The organism is Vibrio sp. SBT000027 (assembly GCF_963894355.1).
Classification (GTDB): Bacteria; Pseudomonadota; Gammaproteobacteria; order Enterobacterales; family Vibrionaceae; genus Vibrio; species Vibrio splendidus.
In genome coordinates, this window is the sequence record NZ_CAWQGD010000004.1 from 3,045,707 (window position 1) to 3,060,989 (window position 15,283).

Annotated in this window: 16 protein-coding genes; all 16 read right to left on the reverse strand. The window is 44.5% G+C overall.

Translation table 11 applies throughout. From position 1 onward, the window contains the following. Positions 1-16: 16 nt before the first annotated feature. Complete coding sequence (gene glmU, locus AACU28_RS23380) at positions 17-1,375, reverse strand: bifunctional UDP-N-acetylglucosamine diphosphorylase/glucosamine-1-phosphate N-acetyltransferase GlmU (RefSeq protein ID WP_065608163.1); 1,359 nt, start codon at positions 1,373-1,375, stop codon at positions 17-19. Between the two features lie 183 nt (positions 1,376-1,558). Then, a complete protein-coding gene (locus AACU28_RS23385; RefSeq protein WP_004735742.1) occupies positions 1,559-1,981 on the reverse strand; it encodes a F0F1 ATP synthase subunit epsilon in 423 nt (140 codons plus the stop codon). 18 nt (positions 1,982-1,999) lie between these two features. After that, complete coding sequence (gene atpD / locus AACU28_RS23390; protein ID WP_004735741.1) at positions 2,000-3,403, reverse strand: F0F1 ATP synthase subunit beta; 1,404 nt, start codon at positions 3,401-3,403, stop codon at positions 2,000-2,002. 34 nt (positions 3,404-3,437) lie between these two features. Next, complete coding sequence (atpG, locus tag AACU28_RS23395) at positions 3,438-4,304, reverse strand: F0F1 ATP synthase subunit gamma (protein ID WP_004735739.1); 867 nt, start codon at positions 4,302-4,304, stop codon at positions 3,438-3,440. Positions 4,305-4,352: 48 nt separating this feature from the next. Continuing rightward, entirely contained in the window at positions 4,353-5,894 is a 1,542-nt protein-coding gene (gene atpA / locus AACU28_RS23400) for a F0F1 ATP synthase subunit alpha (protein WP_004735737.1), read from the reverse strand. 13 nt (positions 5,895-5,907) lie between these two features. Continuing rightward, positions 5,908-6,441, reverse strand: a complete 534-nt coding sequence (gene atpH, locus AACU28_RS23405; protein ID WP_017081733.1) for a F0F1 ATP synthase subunit delta — start codon at positions 6,439-6,441, stop codon at positions 5,908-5,910. 15 nt (positions 6,442-6,456) lie between these two features. Further along, positions 6,457-6,927 (reverse strand): F0F1 ATP synthase subunit B, encoded by a 471-nt coding sequence (gene atpF, locus AACU28_RS23410; protein WP_121603650.1) that lies wholly within the window; start codon positions 6,925-6,927, stop codon positions 6,457-6,459. 58 nt (positions 6,928-6,985) lie between these two features. After that, positions 6,986-7,243 (reverse strand): F0F1 ATP synthase subunit C, encoded by a 258-nt coding sequence (gene atpE / locus AACU28_RS23415; RefSeq protein ID WP_004735734.1) that lies wholly within the window; start codon positions 7,241-7,243, stop codon positions 6,986-6,988. Positions 7,244-7,293: 50 nt separating this feature from the next. Further along, positions 7,294-8,091 (reverse strand): F0F1 ATP synthase subunit A, encoded by a 798-nt coding sequence (gene atpB / locus AACU28_RS23420; protein ID WP_004735733.1) that lies wholly within the window; start codon positions 8,089-8,091, stop codon positions 7,294-7,296. Between the two features lie 8 nt (positions 8,092-8,099). Beyond that, on the reverse strand, positions 8,100-8,489 hold the full coding sequence (locus AACU28_RS23425) for a F0F1 ATP synthase subunit I (RefSeq protein ID WP_004735732.1): 390 nt from the start codon (positions 8,487-8,489) through the stop codon (positions 8,100-8,102). Positions 8,490-8,680: 191 nt separating this feature from the next. Next, positions 8,681-9,562 carry a ParB/RepB/Spo0J family partition protein gene (locus AACU28_RS23430; protein WP_121603651.1) on the reverse strand — a complete coding sequence of 294 codons (882 nt, stop codon included), beginning with the start codon at positions 9,560-9,562 and terminating at the stop codon, positions 8,681-8,683. 23 nt (positions 9,563-9,585) lie between these two features. After that, on the reverse strand, positions 9,586-10,359 hold the full coding sequence (locus AACU28_RS23435; protein ID WP_017077301.1) for a ParA family protein: 774 nt from the start codon (positions 10,357-10,359) through the stop codon (positions 9,586-9,588). A 14-nt stretch (positions 10,360-10,373) separates the two neighbouring features. Then, the gene (gene rsmG / locus AACU28_RS23440; protein ID WP_017058801.1) at positions 10,374-11,006 is read right to left on the reverse strand and encodes a 16S rRNA (guanine(527)-N(7))-methyltransferase RsmG; all 633 of its coding nucleotides are present in this window, start codon (positions 11,004-11,006) and stop codon (positions 10,374-10,376) included. Further along, complete coding sequence (mnmG, locus tag AACU28_RS23445) at positions 11,006-12,901, reverse strand: tRNA uridine-5-carboxymethylaminomethyl(34) synthesis enzyme MnmG (RefSeq protein ID WP_017077300.1); 1,896 nt, start codon at positions 12,899-12,901, stop codon at positions 11,006-11,008. The genes rsmG and mnmG overlap by 1 nt, the downstream gene beginning before the upstream one ends. Before the next feature lie 482 nt (positions 12,902-13,383). Next, positions 13,384-13,818, reverse strand: a complete 435-nt coding sequence (mioC, locus tag AACU28_RS23450; protein ID WP_017077298.1) for an FMN-binding protein MioC — start codon at positions 13,816-13,818, stop codon at positions 13,384-13,386. A 48-nt stretch (positions 13,819-13,866) separates the two neighbouring features. Beyond that, a complete protein-coding gene (mnmE, locus tag AACU28_RS23455) occupies positions 13,867-15,228 on the reverse strand; it encodes a tRNA uridine-5-carboxymethylaminomethyl(34) synthesis GTPase MnmE (protein WP_004735804.1) in 1,362 nt (453 codons plus the stop codon). Positions 15,229-15,283 lie beyond the last annotated feature (55 nt).

A 15,283-nucleotide genomic window follows, 5' to 3' on the forward strand; every position in this document is an offset into this window, starting at 1 on the left:
TTTTGGACGTTAGTACTTACTTCTTAGTTGGACGTTTCCAATCAGCAATCTTACGTTCTTTAGCACGACTGATAACTAACTCATTTTCAGCAACATCACGAGTTACTGTAGAGCCAGCACCAACGGTAGCGCCATTACCAATAGTAACTGGAGCAATTAATTGACTATCTGAGCCAACGAATACGTCATCGCCGATGATGGTCTTAAACTTGTTTGCGCCATCATAGTTACAAGTGATAGCACCTGCACCCACGTTTACGCGCTGACCAATTTCAGCATCGCCTAAGTACGTTAGGTGATTCGCTTTAGAGCCCTCACCAAGGCGAGTGTTCTTCACTTCAACGAAGTTACCAACGTGCGAGTTATTACGCATGTCAGCACCAGGACGTAGACGAGTGAAAGGACCAACCGTACAGTCTTCACCGACCGTTGCACCTTCAATTACACTGTATGGACGCACGATGGTGTTGTCATCGATCTCACAGTCTTTCAATACACAACCGGTACCGATAACCACGTTGTCGCCAATGCTTACGCTGCCTTCGATGATAACGTTAGTATCAATCTCAACATCCATACCGCACTGCAATTCACCGCGTAGATCAAAGCGGCTTGGGTCACGTAGCATAACGCCTTGCTTCAATAGTTTGTCGGCTTGCTCAGCTTGATAAGCGCGTTCTAAACGAGCCAGTTGAGAGCGGTCGTTCACGCCTTCAACTTCAATAGGGCTTACTGGGTGTACAGCTTCTACAGCACGACCTTCATCGTGAGCCGCTGCAATAACGTCAGTCAGGTAGTATTCACCTTGTGCGTTATCGTTGCTTAAGCCAGACAACCAACGCTTCAGATCGCCACCAGTCGCAACCATAACGCCAGTGTTGATCTCTTTGATAAGCTTCTGCTCATCCGTTGCATCTTTCTGCTCAACGATAGCCACAACAGGGCCATTACGACGAATAATACGACCGTAGCCCATTGGGTTGTCTAACACGACCGTAAGTAGCGCGATGCCACCGTTTGGTTGAGCGTCTAATAGGTTTTCAATGGTTTGAGGTGAAATCAATGGAACATCACCGTATAGCACCAGTACTTTTTCATCATCAGCGAAATGTGCAGATGCCTGATCCACAGCGTGGCCAGTACCCAACTGCTCAGCTTGCAGTGCCCAGTTTACCGATTCTTCAGCTAAAGTAGCCTTCATCTGATCACCACCGTGACCGTAAACCAAGTTGATGTTTTGAGCGCCTAAGCCGTTACAAGTATCAATAACATGTTTAACCATCGGCTTACCCGCAAGCGTGTGCAGAACCTTTGGTGTGTTTGAATACATGCGAGTGCCTTTACCCGCTGCGAGAATTACCGCGCTAAACTTCATTGTAAACCTATCCAACATTATTTTTATTAAGCCGATATTGTAACCGTTTTTGGCAAAAAAATTAAATCGCAATAACCATTTAACCAGTAGTTATACGTAAAAAAAGCATTTTTGAGAATCCAAAAATGCAAAAAGGCGACCCTTAGGTCGCCTTTATCTCAGAGTCAGTAATCTTATAAAAGATTAACGACGCTGTTTTGTCAGTTCGATAACTCGTAACTGAGCAATGGCTTTAGCCAGTTCACCGGCCGCTTGTGCGAAGTCTATATCGCCATGCTGATTTTGGATATTCTCCACAGCCTTGCGTTTAGCTTCTTCCGCCTTTGCTGCGTCTAGTTCTTCACCACGGATAGCCGTATCAGCCAGTACAGTCGCTGTACCAGGTTGAACTTCTACCATACCACCAGAAACATAAATAATTTCTTCGTGGCCGTGCTGCTTAACAATACGCACCATACCAGGCTTGATAGCGGTCAGCAGTGGAGTGTGACCATGGAAAATACCAAGCTCACCCTCACTACCGGTCACCTGAAACGTCTCAACAAGGCCTGAGAAAATTTGTTTCTCTGCACTTACAACGTCTAGGTGAAAGGTTATTGCTGCCATATCGCCTCCTAGTTAGCCTTATAGCTTCTTAGCATTCTCAATAGCTTCGTCAATTGCACCACAGTACATGAACGCTTGCTCTGGAATGTCATCGTATTCACCAGATAGAAGACCTTGGAAGCCACGTAGAGTCTCTTTAAGAGGAACGTAAACGCCTGGGTCACCTGTAAATACTTCCGCTACGTGGTAAGGCTGAGTTAGGAACTTCTCAATCTTACGAGCACGAGATACAACTTGCTTATCTTCTTCAGATAGCTCGTCCATACCTAGGATAGCAATGATATCTTTCAGCTCTTTATAGCGCTGAAGAGTAGACTGAACGCCACGAGCGATGTCGTAGTGCTCTTGTCCAACTACCAATGGATCCAGTTGACGTGAAGTAGAATCTAGCGGGTCGATCGCTGGGTATAGACCCATAGATGCGATATTACGGTTAAGTACTACCGTTGCATCTAAGTGAGCGAACGTTGTTGCTGGAGACGGGTCAGTCAAGTCATCCGCAGGTACATATACCGCCTGTACAGACGTGATAGAACCAGCTTTAGTTGACGTGATACGCTCTTGCAGAACACCCATTTCTTCAGCTAGTGTAGGTTGGTAACCTACCGCAGAAGGCATACGACCTAGAAGTGCTGATACTTCAGTACCTGCTAGTGTGTAACGGTAGATGTTATCAACAAACAGTAGAACGTCACGACCTTCGTCACGGAAGCGCTCAGCCATTGTTAGACCAGTCAGTGCAACACGTAGACGGTTACCTGGTGGCTCGTTCATCTGACCGTAAACCATCGCTACTTTTGATTCTTCAGGGTTTTCGATGTTTACAACACCTGCTTCCTGCATCTCAAAGTAGAAATCGTTACCTTCACGAGTACGCTCACCTACACCTGCAAATACAGATAGGCCTGAGTGTTGAAGTGCGATGTTGTTGATAAGTTCCATCATGTTAACGGTCTTACCTACACCAGCACCACCGAATAGACCGATTTTACCACCCTTAGCGAATGGACAAATCAAGTCGATTACTTTAACACCAGTTTCTAGAAGAGAAGTCTCATTAGACTGCTCTTCGTAGCTTGGAGCTTCACGGTGAATTGCGTAATGCTCTTCAGCACCGATTTCACCACACTCATCAATTGCGTCACCTAGGACGTTCATGATACGACCAAGTGTCTTAGTACCTACTGGTACCGAGATTGGAGCGCCAGTATTTTCAACTGTCAAACCACGACGTAAACCATCAGAGCTACCCATTACGATTGCGCGTACTACGCCACCGCCAAGTTGTTGCTGAACTTCAAGAACTAGACGCTCTTTCACTTCATTAACATTCAGAGCATCGTATACACGAGGTACTTCGCCCTGTGGGAACTCTACGTCGACTACCGCACCAATGATCTGTACGATCTTACCTGTAGCCATCGTTAATCCTCTAACTATTTAGTTTTACCTAAGCTTAAACCGCAGCTGCGCCTGAAACGATCTCAGAAAGTTCTTGTGTAATCGCCGATTGACGGGCTTTGTTATACACAAGTTCTAAGTCATCAATAATGTCACCAGCGTTATCTGTTGCTGATTTCATTGCAATCATTCGAGCTGCTTGCTCACAAGCAAGATTCTCGACCACACCTTGATACACTTGAGATTCGACATAGCGAACTAATAGTGCATCTAGTAGTGGTTTTGGCTCGGGCTCATAAATGTAGTCCCAAGAATGACTGCGTTTCATTTCTTCGCTGTCTGATTTAGGCAAAGGAAGTAATTGATCGATCGTTGGTTCTTGAACCATAGTGTTTTCAAATCTGTTAAACACTACGAACAGGCGATCCAATTCACCTTCATCATATTTCTTCAGCATAACGCTTACAGAGCCAATCAAGTCTTCAAGGCTTGGGCGATCACCCAGACCAGAAACTTGAGCTGCTACTTTCGCGCCGCTGTTATTGAAAAATGCTGTTGCTTTAGAACCTACAATTGCAAGCTCTACATCAGCACCTTTCTCAGACCAATCTTTCATGTCGTTCATAGCTTTTTTGAACAAGTTAATGTTCAAACCACCACAAAGACCACGGTCTGTAGAAACGATGATGTAACCAACACGTTTGGCTTCACGTTCCTCAAGATAAGGATGCTTATACTCGAGGCTACCATTAGCCAAATGACCGATCACTTTACGCATTGTTTCTGCATATGGACGAGTAGCTTCCATTGCGTCTTGAGAACGACGCATTTTCGAAGCTGCTACCATTTCCATTGCTTTCGTAATCTTCTGTGTGCTTTTAACACTACCGATTTTATTACGTATCTCTTTTGCGCCGGCCATCGTTACTCTCCGTTAATGGTATGAGGTGGCCCTAAGACCACCTACCAATTACCAGGTCTGGGTTGCCTTGAAATCGTCAACAAGCTTCTTCAGCTCAGCTTCGATTTCTTTGTTGAAAGCACCCGTTGCGTCGATCTGTGTTGCTAGATCAGCGTATTGACCGCGAGCAAACGACAGTAAAGCAGCTTCAAAATCTAGAACTTTAGACAGCTCTACGTCTTGAAGATATCCACGCTCTGCAGCGAAGATTACTAGAGCTTGGTCAAATACAGACATAGGAGCATATTGTTTCTGCTTCATCAGTTCTGTAACTTTTTGACCGTGGTCTAGTTGCTTTTTGGTCGCTTCATCAAGATCCGATGAGAACTGTGCAAATGCTGCAAGTTCACGGTATTGAGCTAGAGCAGTACGGATACCGCCAGATAGCTTCTTGATGATTTTAGTCTGCGCCGAACCACCTACACGAGAAACTGAGATACCAGGGTCAACAGCTGGACGTACGCCCGCGTTGAATAGTTCAGTTTGTAGGAAGATCTGACCATCAGTAATCGAGATTACGTTCGTTGGTACGAATGCAGATACGTCACCAGCTTGCGTTTCGATGATAGGTAGAGCAGTTAAAGAACCAGTCTTGCCTGTCACTTCACCGTTAGTGAACTTTTCTACGTATGCTTCGCTTACACGAGCAGCACGCTCTAGTAGACGAGAGTGAAGGTAGAAAACATCACCAGGGAACGCTTCACGGCCAGGTGGACGCTTAAGTAGTAGTGAAATTTGACGGTAAGCCACCGCTTGCTTAGATAGATCATCATAAACAATCAGTGCATCTTCGCCGCGATCACGGAAGTATTCACCCATCGCACAACCAGCATACGGTGCAAGGTATTGCAGCGCTGCAGATTCAGAAGCCGATGCAACAACAACAACAGTGTTAGCCAGTGCGCCGTGCTCTTCTAGTTTGCGAACTACGTTAGCAATAGTCGACGCTTTTTGGCCGATAGCTACGTAGATAGAGAAAATACCAGAGTCTTTCTGGTTGATAATCGCATCGATCGCCATTGCTGTTTTACCAGTCTGACGGTCACCGATTACTAGTTCACGTTGACCACGACCGATAGGGATCATTGAGTCAACTGACTTGTAACCAGTTTGAACAGGTTGATCTACCGATTTACGGTCGATTACGCCTGGTGCGATAATTTCTACAGGCGAAGTTAGTTTCGCTTCGATAGGACCTTTACCATCAATTGGCTCACCTAGCGTGTTTACAACACGACCAAGCATTTCAGGACCTACTGGTACTTCAAGAATACGACCAGTACCTGTAACTTTCATGCCTTCCTGTAGGTCAGCATACGGGCCCATTACAACTGCACCAACCGAATCACGGTTCAAGTTTAGTGCTAGCGCGTAACGGCCACCCGGTAGTTCGATCATTTCACCTTGCATCACGTCCGCTAGGCCGTGGATGCTAAGGATGCCATCGCTTACAGAAACGATAGTACCTTCATTGCGAGCTTCACTAACAACGTCGAAAGATTCAATACGTTGTTTAATTAGATCGCTAATTTCAGTGGAATTAAGTTGCATGCTCCAATCCCCATTAAGACTGCAATGCATCGCTCAGGCGGTCTAAACGACTGCGCGCTGAGTTATCGATGACTAGGTCTCCGGCTCGAATAATAACTCCACTAAGTAGAGTCTCATCTATACTGCAATTCAGCTGAACTTTGCGCGCTAGGCGCAGTTCCAATTTGCTGATGATGCTTGAACGTTGTTCTTCAGAAAGCTCAACGGCTGAAGTTACTTCAACGTCGATTTCTTTCTCATGCTCTTTTTTAAGCAATAAGAACTGTTTGCAAACATCAGGAAAGGCCATTAAACGACCATTCTCTGCCATCACTTTAATTAAGTTCTGACCGAATTCATCAAATTGTTCGCCACAAATTACAATGAATACTTCAGCTAACTTTTCAGCAGTCATAGAACTGCTTAATAAATTATGAACATCATCATTTTGTGCCACTTCGGCAGCAAAAGTAAGCATTTGACCCCATTGGTCTAGCTCACCTTTATCTACCGCAAAGTCAAACGCTGCTTTAGCATAGGGGCGTGCGATTGTAGTCAAATCAGACATATACAGCCCCTTGCTTTAAAGTTTTGCAGTAATGTTGTTAAGAAGATCATTGTGTACATCTTTATCGATAGTACGCTCAAGGATTTTCTCAGCACCAGCTATAGCCAGAGTTGCGACTTGTTTGCGCAGGTCATCACGGGCACGTGTGCGTTCAGCTTCAATTTCAGCTTCAGCTTGCGTTAAGATCTTCTGGCGTTCTGCCTGAGCCTCTTCGCGCGCTTGATCAATAATCTGAGCTTTACGTTTGTTTGCCTGATCAATAACCTCAGTTGCAGTGCGCTTCGCTTCCTTCATTTGCTCAGAAGCGTTGGCTTGTGCCAGGTTCAAGTCTTTAGCAGCGCGTTCAGCGGCTACAAGACCGTCAGCAATTTTTTTCTGACGTTCTTCAATTGCTTGCATAATTGGTGGCCATACATATTTCATGCAGAACCAAACAAACAGCGAAAAAGCAATTGCTTGACCTAACAGAGTTGCGTTCATATTCACAACAGCTACTCCTCGTTAAGAATCAACTACAAAAATTTAATTAACTATTGAGAGTTAATTAGCCTGCTAGCTGACTTACAAATGGGTTAGCAAACGTGAATAGTAGTGCGATTACGATACCGATCATTGGAACAGCATCCAGTAGACCAGCGATGATGAACATCTTAACTTGTAGCATTGGAGCCATTTCAGGTTGACGCGCAGCGCCTTCTAGGAATTTACCACCAAGAATAGCAAAACCAATTGCAGTACCTACGGCACAAAGACCAACAATGATAGCAACAGCGATTGCTGAAAAACTTAGTACAGTTTCCATTTACGTTCTCCGATTAACATTAATAGTTAGAATAAAGCTTAAAAATTTTTTTAGTGATCACTATCTTCATGGGCCATTGATAGGTAAACGATTGTCAACATCATGAAAACAAACGCTTGAATCAAAATAACCAAGATATGGAAGATAGCCCAAGGTAGTGCACCTACCCATTGTAAGTACCACGGTAGCATTGCCGCGATAAGAATAAACACCACCTCACCCGCAAACATATTACCAAATAAACGCATACCTAGAGATAGTGGCTTCGCTAATAACGAAATTACCTCAAGCACCAAGTTAAATGGAATCATGATTGGGTGATTAAATGGATGCAGTGCCAATTCTTTAGCAAATCCGCCCAAGCCTTTCACTTTGATGCTGTAGTAGATCATCAGAGCAAAAACACCTAAAGCCATTGCCATTGTTATATTTACATCAGCTGTAGGAACCACTTTCAAGTAAGGGATACCTAGCCAATGCTCTGCAGGATATGGTAAGAAATCGATAGGCACTAAGTCCATCAAGTTCATAATGATAATCCAGCAGAATATAGTCAGTGCTAATGGAGCTACCAGAGGATTGCGGCCATGGAAAGTTTCTTTAACGTTGTCGCCAACGAATTCCACTACCATTTCAACAAAACACTGAAGCTTACCAGGTACACCTACTGTTGCTTTCTTAGCGACTGAGCGAAAAACCCAAAGGAATAACACCCCTGTCAGCACAGAAAAAAACAGACTGTCTATATGTACGTTCCAGAAACTTGTCTCCTCTACAAGACCAAACTTAGCTAAAGAAAGGTTTTGTAAATGGTGTTCAATGTATCCGGATGCTGTTGGCGCAGCCATAACTCATCCTATTTTTTATTGTTAATGAAAAGCACTGGCGCAAAGATATTAATACCTAGAACCAGTAAATAGGTCAGTTTGAGGGGAATTAATTCCACCTGCATATACATGTAGACAATAGAGAATAGTAAAACTGTGATTAAGATTTTGAGCACTTCACCAGCATAGAACGACGCCGCAACTAACTTAGTTGCGCGAGCTCCACAAAATAGGAAAGCACACACACAAAAAACTACATTCGCGATGACAAAAATACCGCCACCGATTAATGCAGCAAAACCCCAATCAGGATTAACAGCTAAACCTAACCCTATCGCCACTAATATAACCGCGCTAAGCTCGATCAATAACATTTGCTTTGCAAGCACTCGTCCTGGTCTTGCTAACGCCGCTACCATGTATTCGTTCCTCTTTAAGCCCACTTTACCACTCGCTTCAAAGCGTGCTGAGAAATTGGCGAAAATTATACGTTCAGCCAAATTGATTGCAATCACAATGCAGCAATCATTTACATTTTTGCATACAAACCGACAACTTTTGTACGAAATTACTTGTTTATTACATAATTGACCTAAATCAATTATCTCATTTAGTACTCTAGTTTAGCAATAAGTTGCTCTAATTTGTGAGGCTCATCAAGAGTAATTGTCACTTTTGACTTACCGCTAACAGAACGAGTAACTGAAACGTTTGCTTGCAATTTTTCCGTGAGTCTTCGTGAAAGTTCGATAGCTTCTGTGTCTTCAGGCTTCGATCCTGGTTCAACGTCTGGTTTTAAGCACTTTTTGACAAGCTGCTCAGTTTGACGCACGGTCATTTTTTTGGTTGCCGCAGTGTTTGCTGCTTCAATCTGGGTATCGCCTTCAAGCGCAAGCAATGCTCGAGCATGACCCATTTCCAGTTGTTTATTGGAAACTAAACCTTTTACTTCATTTTCTAGCTGATTTAGACGTAATAAGTTACTAACCGTTGCTCTCGATTTACCGATCACTTCAGCGACTTGTTGATGTGTCAGCTCGAATTCGTTCTGTAAGCGCTCTAGCGCTTGTGCTTCTTCGATAACATTCAAGTCTTCACGCTGAATGTTTTCAATCAATGCCATCGCAATCGCAGCTTTGTCTTCAACCTTCTTGACCAAGCACGGCACCTGTTTTAAGCCAGCTTGACGCGCAGCTCTCCAACGGCGCTCACCAGCGATAATCTCATATTGACCATACGCTAAAGGACGCACGACAATAGGTTGAATAATACCTTGAGATTGAATAGATGCGGCCAGCTCTTCTAGCGCTTCTGGCGCCATATCCTTACGCGGTTGATATACACCTGGCTTCAAGCTACCAATAGCAATCTCTGTGAACTCGCCTTCTGCAGACAAAGCCTGACTATGAGAAGCAACTTGTTGTTTTTCACGAGCCAATGAGCTAGTTGCAAGCAATGCATCTAACCCTTTTCCTAAACCACGCTTAGACATTGAGCGAATTCCTTTGGTTAGACCTATACTGGGACTTCTTCACGACGCAACATTTCGCCTGCAAGAGCAAGATATGCCTTAGCACCTGCGGAATATTTGTCGTAGTACATTGCTGGCTTGCCATGACTCGGCGCTTCTGCCAAACGTACATTTCGAGGGATCACAGTTCGGTAAACTTTGCTACCGAAGTGTTTTTTGAGTTGATCAGAGACTTCATTCGATAAGCGGTTACGAGGATCATACATTGTACGAAGAAGACCTTCGATCTTCAGGTTCTCGTTTACTACCGCAGCCAGCTTACTGATGGTATCCATCAACGCAGTCAAACCTTCCAAAGCAAAATATTCACATTGCATAGGAACCAATACGGAATCGGCCGCAGCCATCGCGTTGATTGTAAGAAGGTTTAATGAAGGTGGGCAATCAATAAAGATGAAATCATAGTTGTCGCGAATGGATTCGAGTGCGTTTTTTAAACGAACTTCACGAGCAAATACTTCCATTAACTTGATTTCTGCCGCAGTCACATCACCGTTTGCGGCGATGAGGTCATAGTTGCCAGATGTACTTCGGCAAACTACCTCATCAAATGGGGTGTCTTCAACCAGCAAATCGTAAGCAGTTGCTTCAACTTGATACTTGTCGACACCGCTCGCCATAGTGGCATTACCTTGAGGATCGAGGTCAACAACCAATATCTTGCGTTTTGTTGCCGCCATTGATGCTGCCAAATTAATGCAAGTTGTTGTTTTTCCTACGCCGCCCTTCTGGTTGGCAATTGCTACGATTTTACCCACTATGGCCTCGCTGATTATCCCTGACGCGATAAAGTAACTAGATGACGCTCTCCATCAAGCTCTGGCACTTGCAAAGCTTTAATGTCTGTCACTGAACACCATTCAGGTAACAGGTCGATTTCGTCTCTAGGATGTTGTCCCTTAAGAGCCAAAAATACACCGGATTGCTCTTTAGGTAAATGGTGACACCACTCTACCATGTCTGTCATTGACGCAAATGCGCGACTGAGCACGGCATCAAACTTTTCTTCGGGTTGAAATTCTTCAACACGACTTTGAACTGGTACCACGTTGTCGATGCCTAATTCATGAATCACTTGTTTAATAAAACGAATACGCTTACCTAGGCTATCGAGCAAGTAAAACTCGCAGTCAGGGTTCATGATTGAGAGCGGAATCCCAGGAAGACCAGGGCCTGTTCCTACATCAATAAAGCGCTTGCCTTGTAAGTGAGTGCTAACAATGATGCTATCTAAGATATGTTTCACCATCATTTCTTGCGGGTCACGAACTGACGTTAGGTTGTAAGCCTTGTTCCATTTGTTCAGTAACTCAACGTAGCCAACCAATTGGCCACGTTGCTTTTCAGATACTTCAAGTTCAGTCTGGCCAATCAGGTGATCCAGTTTTTCGCGTAATGCGCTCATTATGCTTCCTCACCTTTTTTCAGCAGGCCGTGTTTTTTCAAATAAACCAACAGAATTGAGATTGCTGCAGGCGTAATACCTGAAATTCGAGAAGCAATACCAATTGAGTCAGGCTTAGCAGTCGTTAGTTTAAGAACCACTTCGTTAGAAAGTCCTTTCACCTTGCTGTAATCGATATCAGCAGGCAGTTTGGTATTTTCATGACGCAGTGATTTTTCAATTTCGTCTTGTTGACGCTGGATATAACCATCGTACTTCACTTGGATCTCAACTTGCTCAGATGCTTGTTGATCTTCTAATGCCGGGCCAAAACGATCCAATGCCGTTAGCTGTGAATAAGTCATTTCAGGGCGACGAAGAAGATCTTCACCGCTTGCTTCACGAGACATAGGTGTTTTAAGAATTTGGTTCAGTTGATCAACATCTTCAGATTTTGGATTAATCCACGTTTCTTTTAGACGTTGACGTTCCTTCTCCATGTTTTCGACTTTCTCGTTGAATCGAGCCCAACGAGCATCATCCACCAAGCCAAGTTCACGCGACTTCTCAGTCAAGCGGATATCAGCGTTGTCTTCACGAAGTAACAAACGGTATTCCGCACGAGACGTGAACATACGGTAAGGTTCTTTGGTACCCATCGTCGATAGATCATCAATAAGAACGCCCATGTAAGCTTGGTCACGACGCGGGCTCCAGCCTTCTTTGCCTTGTGTGAACAAACTTGCATTCAGACCGGCCATCAAGCCTTGTGCTGCCGCTTCTTCGTAGCCAGTGGTACCGTTGATTTGACCGGCAAAGAATAGACCCTTAATAAACTTAGTTTCGTAAGTCAGCTTAAGGTCACGAGGATCAAAGAAATCATACTCGATCGCATAGCCTGGGCGGACGATATGAGCATTTTCAAAACCTTTCATTGAGTGAACGATTTTTACCTGAACATCAAATGGCAGACTTGTCGAGATACCATTAGGGTATAGCTCATGTGTCGTTAGACCTTCAGGTTCAATGAAAATCTGGTGACTGTTCTTGTCAGCAAAACGCATCACTTTGTCTTCAATCGATGGACAGTAACGCGGGCCAATACCTTCAATCACGCCCGCGTACATTGGGCTGCGATCGAGATTGGCACGAATAACGTCATGCGTATTTTCGTTAGTGTGCGTGATGTAGCATGGAATTTGGCGAGGCTGTTGAGCTCGGTTACCCATGAACGAGAATACAGGTGTTGGGTTATCACCGTGCTGAACCTCTAACTCAGAAAAATCAACGCTACGTGCATCGATACGAGGAGGTGTACCCGTTTTCAGGCGATCAACTCGGAATGGAAGATCACGAAGACGGTCAGCCAGTGCGATCGATGGTGGATCACCAGCACGACCACCTGAAGAACTTTCCATACCAATATGGATCTTTCCACCTAGAAATGTACCGACCGTCAGTACCACAGCGTTAGCGCGGAACTTAAGGCCCATCTGTGTAACAACACCCACCACTTGATCCTGTTCAACGATCAAGTCATCAACCGATTGTTGAAACAGAGTTAGGTTTGGCGTGTTTTCAAGAACATTTCGAACAAAGGCTTTGTAAAGCGCGCGGTCAGCTTGTGCACGAGTTGCACGTACCGCAGGACCTTTTGATGCGTTTAACGTTCTGAACTGAATACCTGCATGATCAATAGCTTGCGCCATTAATCCACCCATTGCATCGACCTCTTTTACCAAGTGGCCCTTACCGATCCCGCCAATAGCAGGGTTGCAAGACATTTGTCCCAACGTATCGATATTATGAGTGAGTAGTAACGTACTTTGACCAGTACGTGCAGATGCGAGTGCGGCTTCCGTTCCTGCATGGCCACCACCAACAACGATGACGTCAAATTTTTCGTGATAAAGCATGAACCGACCTCGGGTATTCAAACGTTTTCTAGATTGATAAAAAGGAGCGATATTCTACCTGTTTTCATAGCTTGAGAAAACGTTTTTGGGATTTTTCGATAAAGCTGTTTTTAATTAATATAGATAAGATCTTTATAGAGATCTTTTATTATATCTATTATTAGGATCGAGGGTGTCTGTGGATAAGTCAAAAATGATCAACAAGATCATGGATCTTTTTTGGATCAAAGTATGTGATCTAACTTTGATCATGATGAGGATTAGCTGGGATCAAAATGGCTACTTATTCACAGGGGAGAATTGGCTAGAAAGTTGTTATTTGGATAACTATAGGTTAATCACCGTATATGTATGATCTTATCCACAGAGAAAATTGAGGTTTTTGCTTTAATTTTCGAATTTTTTTCAAAAAAGTTATTCACAATCACGATATTCAGAGACAAAAAAAGCGGCATAAGCCGCTTTTTGGGGAAATTGAGGGACTAGAACTGGTCACTATGATCGTTAAACCACTCTTCAGCTGCATCCTCAGGTACCGGAGTTTCCAATACATCGATGGTAAAGCAGTCTGAAATAGGCTGTGCACCGAGTTTTTTCAGTTGGCTGTGGACTGATTTTCCCGCAGAACAGAAGGTATCGTAACTTGAATCACCAAGTGCGATAACAGCATAACGAAGAGCACTTAAATCTGGAGACTCTTGGGTCAATGCGTTGATCAACGGTTGTATATTATCGGGAAAATCACCCGCACCATGTGTTGATGTCACCACTAACCAAGTACCTTGCTGAGGAATATTATTGTATTCAGGCTGATTATGAAGTTCTATCTCGTGCCCTTGAGCCTCTAGAAGATCGTTAAGGTGATCGCCAACGTATTCAGCGCCACCTAAGGTGCTGCCTGTAATAATGTGGATCATTAAGCTGTCCTTACAAAAGAAAAGGCCAGCGTAAGCCAGCCTTTATGGTTATTTACCGATACAGAATGAAGAGAAGATTCGACCTAAAAGATCATCGGAACTGAACTCGCCTGTGATCTCATTGAGGTGCTGTTGGGTGATACGAAGCTCTTCCGCTAATATCTCTCCGGCCATGTAGCCTTCAAGCTGCTGTTGCCCAATATCAAGGTGTTCCGATGCGCGTTCTAGTGCATCCAAGTGGCGGCGGCGCGCCATAAAGCCACCTTCATGACCACCAGCAAAGCCCATGCAATCCTTGAGGTGGCTACGCAGAGCGTCGACACCTTGGCCTGTTTTGGCTGATAAGCGAATCAGGGTTGGATCGTTAACATGACAAATGCCTAACTCTTCACTGGTTTGATCCGCTTTATTACGAATTACCGTCATTCCGATGTTGTCTGGTAAACGATCAACGAAATCTGGCCAGATATCTTTCGGGTCTGTTGCGTCTGTTGTCGTGCCATCAACCATAAATAAAACTCGGTCTGCCTGAGCAATTTCTTCCCAAGCGCGTTCAATACCGATTTTTTCTACTTCATCAGAGGCATCACGCAGGCCTGCGGTATCGATAATGTGCAGTGGCATACCGTCAATATGGATATGTTCACGCAATACATCACGTGTGGTGCCGGCAATATCGGTCACAATCGCAGATTCTTTGCCAGACAGCGCATTCAATAGGCTCGATTTACCGGCATTTGGGCGACCTGCAATCACGACCTTCATGCCTTCACGCATGATGGCACCTTGATTCGCTTCTTGGCGTACAGCTTCGAGGTTATCGATGATAGCCTGTAAGTCAGTACTGACTTTACCGTCAGCAAGAAAATCAATTTCTTCTTCTGGGAAATCGATCGCTGCTTCAACGTATATTCTTAAGTAAATCAGAGAATCTACAAGCGTATTAATGCGTTTAGAGAATTCGCCTTGTAGCGATTGAAGCGCCGATTTAGCCGCTTCTTCTGAGCTGGCATCAATGAGGTCAGCAATCGCTTCGGCTTGAGTTAAATCCATCTTATCGTTCAAGAAGGCACGTTCTGAAAACTCACCTGGACGCGCTGCACGCACGCCTGAAATGGCTAGGATGCGTTTGATTAACATGTCCATAACCACTGGGCCGCCGTGGCCTTGCAACTCTAATACGTCTTCGCCGGTAAACGAGTGCGGGTTAGGGAAGTAAAGCGCGATGCCTTGGTCGAGTTCGATGCCATCGTCAGATTTAAACGGTAGGTACTCAGCGTAGCGAGGCTTGAGTGTTTTTCCTGTTACTTCTAGGGCAACCTGAGTCGCCAATGGGCCGGAAACGCGGATAATACCGACGCCACCACGGCCGGGCGCGGTCGCTTGAGCAACAATCGTATCTGTAGTCATAGTTGTGCCTGCTAGCATGTGAGAGCCAAAAAGGGGCGTTCACGATTAATCAATT